Raw genomic sequence first — 2,753 nt, 5'->3', positions numbered from 1 at the left:
ATATCCGCAGCTTCGGTGACTGGCTTAGCCCCGTTACATCTTCCGCGCAGGACGACTCGATCAGTGAGCTATTACGCTTTCTTTAAATGATGGCTGCTTCTAAGCCAACATCCTGACTGTTTTAGCCTTCCCACTTCGTTTTCCACTTAGCCAATCTTTGGGACCTTAGCTGGCGGTCTGGGTTGTTTCCCTCTTGACGCCGGACGTTAGCACCCGACGTCTGTCTCCCAAGCTCGCACTCATCGGTATTCGGAGTTTGCAATGGTTTGGTAAGTCGCAATGACCCCCTAGCCATAACAGTGCTCTACCCCCGATGGTGATACTTGAGGCACTACCTAAATAGTTTTCGGAGAGAACCAGCTATTTCCAAGTTTGTTTAGCCTTTCACCCCTACCCACAGCTCATCCCCTAATTTTTCAACATTAGTGGGTTCGGACCTCCAGGGCGTGTTACCGCACCTTCATCCTGGCCATGAGTAGATCACTTGGTTTCGGGTCTACACCCAGCGACTGATCGCCCTATTCGGACTCGATTTCTCTACGGCTTCCCTATATGGTTAACCTTGCCACTGAATGTAAGTCGCTGACCCATTATACAAAAGGTACGCAGTCACGGAACAAGTCCGCTCCTACTGTTTGTATGCACACGGTTTCAGGATCTATTTCACTCCCCTTCCGGGGTTCTTTTCGCCTTTCCCTCACGGTACTGGTTCACTATCGGTCGATTACGAGTATTTAGCCTTGGAGGATGGTCCCCCCATATTCAGACAGGATGTCACGTGTCCCGCCCTACTTGTCGTACGCTTAGTATCACCGGTCTGATTTCGAATACGGGACTATCACCCGCTACGGTTCCTATTTCCAGAGGATTCTTCTATCAGTCCGACTATCACGTACAGGCTCTTCCCATTTCGCTCGCCGCTACTTTGGGAATCTCGGTTGATTTCTTTTCCTGCAGCTACTTAGATGTTTCAGTTCGCCGCGTTCGCCTTGCATACCTATGTATTCAGTATGCAATACCCTAAAAGGGTGGGTTGCCCCATTCGGAAATCTGCGGATCAAAGTGTGTTTGCTCACTCCCCGCAGCTTATCGCAAGCTACTACGTCCTTCATCGCCTGTAATCGCCAAGGCATCCACCATGTGCACTTATTCGCTTGTCCCTATAACGTTAGCCTCTTCATTCTTTCAAACGAAAAGAGCGCTACAGGGATAAGAAAGTACAACGTTGTTGCTTGTTTGTTGATACATACAATCATTACCCATCAAGTCGCCTCATGCATTCCTGCACGCATAGACTTGATCAATAAATAATCTTTACTTCTTCCAGATTGTTAAAGAACGAAACAGCAATGATCGCTAAAAGATCAAACCTAAACCTGACACCAAGGTGGCGCGGCTTACGTTTGCACTTTCAAAGTCTTGGTGGAGGATGACGGGATCGAACCGACGACCCCCTGCTTGCAAAGCAGGTGCTCTCCCAGCTGAGCTAATCCCCCTGAGATACTACTAATTAGCTGGTAGGGCTGGTTGGACTCGAACCAACGACCCCCGCGTTATCAACACGGTGCTCTAACCAGCTGAGCTACAGCCCCAACGCGGAACTACTACGACTACTGTTTCTTCTTAATTAAACAGCCGATAAGTGTGAACATTTGATGGTGAAGCATTACTGCTTCGTGCAAACTCTAGAAAGGAGGTGATCCAGCCGCACCTTCCGATACGGCTACCTTGTTACGACTTCACCCCAGTCACGAATCCTACCGTGGTAAGCGCCCTCCTTGCGGTTAAGCTACCTACTTCTGGTAAAACCCGCTCCCATGGTGTGACGGGCGGTGTGTACAAGACCCGGGAACGTATTCACCGCGACATGCTGATCCGCGATTACTAGCGATTCCAACTTCATGCAGTCGAGTTGCAGACTACAATCCGGACTACGATACACTTTCTGCGATTAGCTCCCCCTCGCGGGTTGGCGGCGCTCTGTATGTACCATTGTATGACGTGTGAAGCCCTACCCATAAGGGCCATGAGGACTTGACGTCATCCCCACCTTCCTCCGGTTTGTCACCGGCAGTCTCATTAGAGTGCCCTTTCGTAGCAACTAATGACAAGGGTTGCGCTCGTTGCGGGACTTAACCCAACATCTCACGACACGAGCTGACGACAGCCATGCAGCACCTGTGTACTGGTTCTCTTTCGAGCACTCCCCAATCTCTCGGGGATTCCAGCCATGTCAAGGGTAGGTAAGGTTTTTCGCGTTGCATCGAATTAATCCACATCATCCACCGCTTGTGCGGGTCCCCGTCAATTCCTTTGAGTTTTAATCTTGCGACCGTACTCCCCAGGCGGTCTACTTCACGCGTTAGCTGCGTTACCAAGTCAATTAAGACCCGACAACTAGTAGACATCGTTTAGGGCGTGGACTACCAGGGTATCTAATCCTGTTTGCTCCCCACGCTTTCGTGCATGAGCGTCAATCTTGACCCAGGGGGCTGCCTTCGCCATCGGTGTTCCTCCACATATCTACGCATTTCACTGCTACACGTGGAATTCTACCCCCCTCTGCCAGATTCTAGCCTTGCAGTCTCCAATGCAATTCCCAGGTTGAGCCCGGGGATTTCACATCAGACTTACAAAACCGCCTGCGCACGCTTTACGCCCAGTAATTCCGATTAACGCTTGCACCCTACGTATTACCGCGGCTGCTGGCACGTAGTTAGCCGGTGCTTATTCTTCAGGTACCGTCATTAGCA

The 2,753-nt window shown here is 50.5% G+C and carries 2 tRNA genes and 2 rRNA genes; all 4 read right to left on the bottom strand.

The features are described from left to right. A 23S ribosomal RNA gene (locus tag AC0Z42_RS29665) occupies positions 1-1,160 on the bottom strand; the annotation flags it as partial. 260 nt (positions 1,161-1,420) lie between these two features. After that, a tRNA-Ala gene (locus AC0Z42_RS29660) sits at positions 1,421-1,496 on the bottom strand. Positions 1,497-1,515: 19 nt separating this feature from the next. After that, a tRNA-Ile gene (locus tag AC0Z42_RS29655) sits at positions 1,516-1,592 on the bottom strand. A 97-nt stretch (positions 1,593-1,689) separates the two neighbouring features. Continuing rightward, positions 1,690-2,753 (bottom strand): 16S ribosomal RNA (locus AC0Z42_RS29650); the annotation flags it as partial.

It is taken from the genome of Janthinobacterium sp. 1L-D-8-B-C4, assembly GCF_057291295.1.
Note: the sequence above shows the minus strand (reverse complement) of the source record. Positions and strands in the feature narration are given on the sequence as shown.